This window comes from Enhygromyxa salina, from assembly GCF_002994635.1.
GTDB classification, from domain to species: Bacteria; Myxococcota_A; Polyangia; order Nannocystales; family Nannocystaceae; genus Plesiocystis; species Plesiocystis salina_B.
Genome location: NZ_PVNL01000102.1, coordinates 36,156 through 43,922 on the forward strand (window position 1 = coordinate 36,156; position 7,767 = coordinate 43,922).

A 7,767-nucleotide genomic window follows, 5' to 3' on the forward strand; every position below is an offset into this window, starting at 1 on the left:
ACACCGTGGCTGATATCGTTCGCAACATTGGGCTCTCTCTTGGCGCTGACCTGTGCTGGCCGATCTGCTACGAGCAGATCATGCGGGGGCTGGATCTGAACATCCCCAGCGGCGCTGACACCCTGCGCTTCGATGTCGAGCGGGTGACCATTGAGCCGTTCGATCTGACCCAGGGGTGCAAGTACGACGTGGTCATTGACCGGCTCACGCACTGGTTTCACATGTCGCGCGAGTGGATCAAGAAAGCCGTGCTCATGGACGGCCTGTACGTGCTCAACAACCCGTGGTCGGTGCAGTCGATGGAGAAGCACACGGCCTACTGCGCGATGATGCACCTGGGCATGCCGGTCCCCACCACCTGGCTGATCCCGCCCAAGGACTACGTCACTCAAAACCCGGACCTCGAGCCCACCCTGACCCGCTACGCCAAGCTGTTCGACATTGGCCGACTCGGGCAAAGGATGGACTTTCCGATGTTCGTCAAGCCCTACGACGGCGGCGGCTGGAGGTCGGTGCGCAAGACCGACAACGAGGGCGACCTGCGCGACGCGTACGAGAACAGCGGCGCCGACGTCATGCACGTGCAGGCGGGTGTGTACCCGTACGACGCGTTCGTGCGCAGCATCGGGTTTGGGCCGCAGGTCCGCCACGTCAGCTACGACCCCGACAAGCCGCTTCACGATCGCTATCGCGAGCAGCACTACGACACGATCGGCGCCGCGGATCTCGAGACCCTTCGCAAGATCACGCTGACGATCAACACCTTCTTTGGCTGGGAGTTCAACAGCTGCGAGTCGCTGCGCAAGGACGGTGTCTGGCACCCCATGGACTTCGCCAACGCCTGCCCGGACTCGCAGGTGACCAGCTTGCATCGCCACTTTCCGTGGCTGATCAAGGCGTACATTCGGTGGAGCGTGTTTTGTGCGGCGACCAAGCGGCCGATGCGAATGACCCTGGACTGGGCGCCGTATTATGCGATCGCCGCGAGCGAGCGCAGCTACACCGAGAAGCTGGACGCGTACGCGAAGATCGCCGACGAGCGGCTCGAGACCGCGCGGTTCGAGGAATTCTGCGCGACGCACCTCTCGCACCTCGACGAGGTCGCCCACGAATTCTTTGGTGGGCCGGTCGCCCGCGACGCGGTCCACCAGAAGGTCGCGTCGCTGTTCCCTGCCCACGAGATCGAGCCGTTCACCGAGCTGTTCTGGCAGCGAATTCAAGACTGGCGTCAGGAGACGGAGTAGCCCATGTACGAGACCATCGTCCAAACCATGTTCAAGAAGGCGCAGTGGCATTCAGAGCGGATGCAGACCGAGGCCACGCTGGTGCGGTGGGGCCACATGGGCCAGCCCGTGCTGATCTTCCCGACCGCGGGCGGCGACGCCGAAGAGATCGAGCGCTTTCACCTGGTCCGGGTGTTGGAGCCGCTGATCAGCGCGGGCCGCATCAAGGTGTACTCGTGCGACAGCGTGGCCGGCCGGGCGATGGTCCACCAAGAGGGAAGCCCGCAGCATCGCATGTGGCTGCTCAATCAATTTCATCAGCACGTGCGCCACGAGGTGGTCCCGGCGATCCGCAAGGACTGCAACAGCGACGACATCGGGATCTGGACGACCGGGGCGTCGATCGGGGCGTTCCACGCGGTCGCGGTCACCTGTCGGTGGCCGAACGTGTTTCATCGCGCGCTGGGCATGAGCGGGACCTGGAACATCCTTCGCTTCTTCAAGAGCGAAGATAAGTACACAGAAGACTACTTTGTGTCGTCGCCGCTGCAGTTCGTGCCCACCCTGGGCGGCGTGCACCTCGACGAGCTGCGCAAGCGCTTCATCCTGATGGCCTCGGGGTCCGGGCGGGCCGAAGACATGAGCGAGAGCTGGGGCTTGGCCAACTTGCTGGGGAGCAGGGGCGTGCCGAACCGGGTCGATCCGTGGGGCGACGAGTGGCACCACGACTGGCCGACCTGGCGGAACATGCTGCCGAAGTACCTGGGCGAGTGGACCGCGTAGCCGGTCAGCGTCGCAGCGCGAACAGCAGGGCGACTCGCTCGCTGGAGCTCATTGACGTGTCGACGCCGTACGCCTGGTCGACGGCGGCGTCGAGTTCGCGATGGGCGTGGGCGAGGGCGGCGGGCATCGTAGCTGGGGTGTAGAGCGCCGCGAGGCTCATGAGTTGGTGGGCCTGGCGGAGCTCGAGCAGGTCTGCGGCGCGGCGCTCGATCGCGGCGCGGTGATCGGGCGACGGCGCTGGGGGCCACGGGAAATTGTTGTAGACGAGCTCGATCGAGTAGCGAAGATCCGACTTGATGCGGCCGCCGATCTGCCGCAGCCAGGCGTCGTGCATGGTCGAGCTGAGCACGCCAAAGTGGTACTTGCTGGCGCCCGCGATTGCGATGCAGCTGTCGGCGATGATGTGATCCGGTGAAAAGTAGCCAAGCGGGACCCGCGGGCGGCGGGCCGAGGGGTGGCGGGGGATCAGCACATAGTCGCTGGTCGGCTGCCTGATCTCGCCAAAGTTACTCGGGGTGGCGGCGAGCTTGCGGGTCGCGGGGCGGGTGCTGGCGCGGCGGTGGGCGTGAACCTGGGCGACCCGCCGCATGATCGCGGGGCAGGACTGAAGTTGGGCCTGGCTCGCGTCGATCAGCCACAGGCACCAGCGGGGCTGTCCGGCCAGGTACTGGCGGGCGCTGATGAAGGGACGGATGAACGCGGCGGCGCGGGGATCGGCGTGGATGAGCTCGAGCCGCTCGGCCTCGCTCAACAACAGGTGGCCGCCGTCGTTGGGCATGTTGCCAAAGCTGGCCCGCGGCGTGTGTGGGTCGAGCGGGTCACGGCGCTTGGCGAGGGTCTCGTGGGGACCGGCGACCAGGTAGGGGTTGATCGACTCGACCACGCGGACGTCGCCGACCTCGTAGATCCGCCGCGGTCGCCGAGCTCGGGCCGCGAAGCCGATGATCACCACATGCACATTCGCCTGGCCGCGCCACGCGAAGCTGCGGTGCGCAAAGGTGATCGTGGTCGCCCCGTCGCGGTCCAGCAGCGGCCACAGCAAGCCGGGCTGCTCGCCCTGGGTGATCGAATTGGTCGAGACGAACGCGACCTCGACCTCGGTGCCCGCGACGTAGTCCGCGGCCTTCTTGAACCACGCGCAGGCGTAGTCGAGGGCGCTGGTGCCCCTCGCGGCGGCGAACACGATCTGCATGTCGTCGACCTGCGCGCCGGTTCGGGCTTGCTTGCCGATGAAGGGCGGGTTGCCGATCACGTGGGAGCACGCTGCGGCGGGTAGCAGGTCAGCCCAGTCGAGGCGCAGGGCGTTGGCGCAGCGGATGGTTGGGGTCGTGGGTGTCGCGCGAGCGGGCAGGGGAGACCCGAGCAGCTCGGCGTGCTCGCGGTCGAGCTGCTGCTCGAGCGCGGCCAGGCTCGCGCGGGTGGCCTCGGCGGGGGCGGCCTGGATCTCGATCCCGTAGCACTGCTCGATCGAGACCGCGTATGGATGCGGGTCGGCGAGGCTGCGGATGATCTCGAGCTCGAGCCTGCGAAGCTCGCGATAGGCCACGAGCAGGAAGTCGCCGCAGCCGCACGCGGGGTCGAGCAGGCGCAGCGCCGCGAGCCGGGCGTGGAGCTCGGCGAGGCCCTGACGTCGCGCGGGTTCGTGCAGTTGCGCGAGCCGACCCAGCTCCGCCTCGAGCTCGTCGAGGACCAGCGCGCGCAGCAGGTTGAGGACGTCGGCCTCCCCGGTGTAGTGGGCGCCGAGCTGGCGTCGCTGCGCGGGGTCCATGGCCTCAGCGACGCGCGAGCGCGCGCTCGAGCGCTGGCGCGAGCACACCGGCCACGCGCTCACAGGCGGCGGGCACCGGGCGCATCGGCTCGAGCGGTCGCCACGCCTCGACCAGCAGATCCCGGCGCAGCTCCAGCGACAGCACCTGCCCCGGGTAGGCCACCGACCACGCGTGGCCGAGCGTGCTGGGGTGGAGAAAGTAGGTGTCGTTGGCCGTGGGCGTGAACCCGGCCTGGGCGAACCCGGCGAGCAGCTGTTCCTCGATCCCGACGGGCGCGAACAGCTGGCCGTCGCCGTCGCGGGTCAGCAGGTCGACCTCGGCGCGCAGCGGCCAGGTGTCGTGGCGCTCGGGCGCGCAGGCCCAGCGCAGGTTGGTGACGATCTCGTCGTCGACCGCGTCGATGCCGAGCGAGCGCGGCCCGTAGGTGTGGGGCAGCAGCGCGAGGCCGCCGGCCCCACACACGGCCGCGAACGCCTGGCGGGCCAGCTCGACGTAGGCGGTGTGGAGCTCGAGCAGCAGCGCGCGATCGCTGGGGTCGCGCACGTAGCTGGGGATCCCGGGTGTCAGCGCGCCCGCGTCGAGCGAGCCCCCGCGATAGTCGGCCACCCGGTTGCAGTCGACGAAGGTCCGCGGGATCAGGCAGCGCAGCAGCAAGACCGAGCGCTGCGGGGCGGCTTCGATCAGCGCGAGCGCGGTCGCCCGGCCCAGCGCCCACGCGGCGACGTCGGTGTTCACGTGGAAGAACTCGTGCAGATCCGCCGGCAGGTCGCCGCCCAAGCGCGCGCGCAGCCGATCGTAGTGGCCGCGCTCATCGGCGCCATGCGGAACCTCGACGAGCAGGTCGGGCGGTGCGTCTGGATCGGTGCGGGGACCGCGGAGCAGCTCGACGTCGACGACGTCCGCGACGGAGCCGGGCAGGGCGACGCTCATGACTCGGTTCTACCCGACAAACTCGACAACGACACAACTCCGGGTCTGGTAAGCTCGGCCTCGAGCTAGCCGCATGAACCGTACACCGATGCTCGTTCTCGCTGGCGGCAAGGGCTCGCGCCTGGCACCGCTGACTTGCCACCGCGCCAAGCCTGGGGTGCCGTTCGCCGGCCGCTACCGGATCATCGACTTCGTGCTCTCGAACGTCGTGAACTCGGGCTACAGCCGGGTGTTCGTGCTGACCCAGTTCATGGCCTCGAGCCTGATCCGGCACATCAGCAGGAACTGGCACCTCAGCGGCATCCAGGAGTTCATCGAGATCGTGCCCGCCCAGATGCGGATGGGGCCGTCTTGGTATAAAGGCACCGCCGACGCGGTCTGGCAGAACGCGAACCTGCTCCACGAGTCGCGCTCGGCCCACGTGGGGATCTTCAGCGGCGACCACATCTACAAGTTTGCGATCGACCAGATGCAGGAGCTGCACGAGCAGGTCGGGGCGGATCTCACGATCGCCGGCTGGCCGGTGCCGATCGCCGAGGCCCACCAGTTCGGCGTGATGGAGGTCGACGCGAGCGGCCGGCTGGTGGGGTTTCAGGAGAAGCCCAAGGAGCCCAAGCCGATGCCCGGCGATCCCACGCGGGCGCTGGTCAGCATGGGCAACTACTTCTTTCGGCGCGACGTGCTGATCGACGTGCTCGGCGTGGACGCGGAGGTCCAGGAGTCGTCGCATGACTTTGGCAAGGACGTGATCCCGCGCTTGCTTCGCGGGGGCGCGCACATTCATGTCTACGACTTCGGCACCAACAAGGTCCCGGGCGAGCGCGACGGCACGATCCCTTACTGGCGCGACGTCGGCACCCTCGAGGCCTACTTTACCGCCAACATGGAGGTCCGCAGCTCGCTGCCAGCGGTCAACCTCTACAACCGGCAGTGGCGGATCCGCACCGCGCAGCGCGACTACCCGCCGGCCCGCCTGGTCCAGCACTCGGGCGCGCACGCGATGACGTCGGCCAGTGACTCGCTGGTGTGCGAGGGCTCGATCGTGTCGAGCACCACGCTGCAGCGGGTGATGCTCGGCTACGACACCTTCATTCGGCCGGAGTGCCACCTCGAGGACAGTTTGATCATGTCGGGGTGTGACATCGGCGAGGGCTCGCGGCTCAAGCGGGTGCTGCTCGACAAGAACTGCACGATCGAGCCTGGGACCGAGATCGGGTTTGACACCGAGGCCGACCGGGTCCGGTTCCCGTTCGTCAGCGAGACCGGGATCGTGGTGCTGCCCAAGGGCACCGTGGTGCCCCGGTCCGGGCCGATCAAGCTGGCGTTCGACATGGCCGAGCTGATGCGTCGGGACCCGGACACCAAGCAGACCATGGCCGAGTACGAGGGCCGCTACGAGCTCACGGATCGGTCCCGGCACAGCCATCAGTCTTCGGGGCCCCGCTACAAGCGGTGAGCGGGCCCTGGCGCGGCCGACGAGGTGTTCAGTACCTCCCTGCCAGGGGTAGTTTTGTCGACGCGTGTAGCGGGCCCGAGCGGTGGTGTGCGGGATGTGTATGGGGCTGACTTTAGTTGGTAAGACTGGGGCCAATGCGGATCCTGCATGTCTCGAGTGAGTGCGCTCCATGGGCGAAGACTGGCGGCCTGGGCGACGTGGTCGGAGCGCTGCCCGACGCGCTGTGTCGCGCCGAGCCGGGGGTCGAGGCCGCGACGGTGCTGCCGTATTACCGCGCCGCCAAGACGGCGCTGGCCAAGCAGGGGCTCGCACCGCAGGACACGGGGATCGTGGCGGATGTCAGCCTGGGCGCCGCGACGGCGCGGGTTCGGTTTCTTCGCCTGGATCGGCCCGATCGCGCGCCGCTGATTTTTGCGGCCAACGACGCGGCGTTTGATCGTGAGGGCCTGTACGGGCACGAGGACGACGCGCTGCGCTTCATGTTGTTGTGCAAGTCCGTGGTCGGGGTCGCCAAGGCGCTGATGGGCGGGGCGCCGGACGTGCTGCACGCTCATGACTGGCACGCGGCGTTGATCCCGGGGCTGGTCGCGACCAACGCCCGCGCCCTGCTGCCGCGCACGCGCACGGTCCTGACGCTGCACAACCTGGCGTATCAGGGCGTGTGCTCCAACGAACTGTTTCCGATCAGCGGGCTGCCGTGGGACGTGTTCCACCTCGACGCGTTCGAGTGGTACGACCAGATCAACCTGCTCAAGGGTGGCATCGCGCTGGCCGACGCGGTCACGACCGTGAGCCCGACCTACGCGCGCGAGATCAAGACCGCGGAGTTTGGCAGCAACCTAGACGGGGTGCTGCGGCGGCACGAGGTGTATGGGCTGCTCAACGGGATCGACACCGAGGAGTGGGACCCGGCTACGGATCCGCATCTCGCGTCGCACTATGACGTGGACAGCCTCGACGCCAAGCGAGCGGTGCGGGCCGAGCTGCTGCGGATCTGCGAGTGGCCCGAGCTGCCCGACGTGCCGCTGTTTGGGATCGTCAGTCGCATGACCGCGCAAAAGGGGCTCGACCTGGTGGCTGGGCTGGTGTCGGAGCTGCATGGGTTGCCCGCGCGGCTGGTGGTGCTGGGTACCGGGTCGCCGAAGCTCGAAGAGGCGTTTCAGATGGCGGCCCGCCACTACACCTGGAACGTGCGCACGGACATCGCCTTTGATGGGCCGCTGTCGCACAAGATCATCGCGGGGTGTGATGCTTTGCTGGTGCCGAGCCGGTTCGAGCCGTGCGGGCTCACGCAGATGTACGCGATGCGCTGCGGGACCGTGCCGATCGTGCACGCGACTGGGGGGTTGGCGGATACTGTCCATGATCCCGGGGATGCGGCGCTGGCCCGTGGGGAGGGGACCGGGTTCGCGTTCAAGCATCCGACTTTGGTTGGGCTGCGCTGGGCGATGGGGCGGGCGGCGAAGATGTATCGGAAGCATCCGGCGGGGTGGCGGGCGATCCAGCAGGCGGGGATGCGGCGGGACTGGAGCTGGCGGAGGTCGGCTGGGGACTACTTGAAGCTGTACCGCGCGCTCTGCCGCTAAACGAAAGCCGTGCCCTGCCC

The 7,767-nt window shown here is 68.0% G+C and carries 6 protein-coding genes; 4 read left to right on the forward strand and 2 right to left on the reverse strand.

What is annotated here, in order from left to right:
• Positions 1–5: 5 nt before the first annotated feature.
• Positions 6–1,244, forward strand: a complete 1,239-nt coding sequence (locus ENSA7_RS25680; protein ID WP_106091987.1) for an ATP-grasp domain-containing protein — start codon at positions 6–8, stop codon at positions 1,242–1,244.
• A gap of 3 nt (positions 1,245–1,247) precedes the next feature.
• The gene (locus ENSA7_RS25685) at positions 1,248–2,006 is read left to right on the forward strand and encodes an esterase family protein (protein ID WP_219908054.1); all 759 of its coding nucleotides are present in this window, start codon (positions 1,248–1,250) and stop codon (positions 2,004–2,006) included.
• A 4-nt stretch (positions 2,007–2,010) separates the two neighbouring features.
• Here the strand turns inward: ENSA7_RS25685 and ENSA7_RS25690 are convergent, their stop codons facing one another.
• Together ENSA7_RS25690 and ENSA7_RS25695 are read right to left on the reverse strand one after the other, a co-directional pair.
• The gene (locus ENSA7_RS25690) at positions 2,011–3,774 is read right to left on the reverse strand and encodes a class I SAM-dependent DNA methyltransferase (RefSeq protein ID WP_146158127.1); all 1,764 of its coding nucleotides are present in this window, start codon (positions 3,772–3,774) and stop codon (positions 2,011–2,013) included.
• Positions 3,775–3,778: 4 nt separating this feature from the next.
• Positions 3,779–4,705, reverse strand: coding sequence for a hypothetical protein (locus ENSA7_RS25695; RefSeq protein WP_106091989.1), 927 nt, complete (start codon positions 4,703–4,705; stop codon positions 3,779–3,781).
• Positions 4,706–4,778: 73 nt separating this feature from the next.
• Between ENSA7_RS25695 and glgC the strand changes: the two genes are divergently transcribed.
• Together glgC and glgA are read left to right on the forward strand one after the other, a co-directional pair.
• Entirely contained in the window at positions 4,779–6,161 is a 1,383-nt protein-coding gene (gene glgC / locus ENSA7_RS25700) for a glucose-1-phosphate adenylyltransferase (RefSeq protein ID WP_106091990.1), read from the forward strand.
• Between the two features lie 134 nt (positions 6,162–6,295).
• The gene (glgA, locus tag ENSA7_RS25705; protein WP_106091991.1) at positions 6,296–7,747 is read left to right on the forward strand and encodes a glycogen synthase GlgA; all 1,452 of its coding nucleotides are present in this window, start codon (positions 6,296–6,298) and stop codon (positions 7,745–7,747) included.
• Positions 7,748–7,767: the final 20 nt, after the last annotated feature.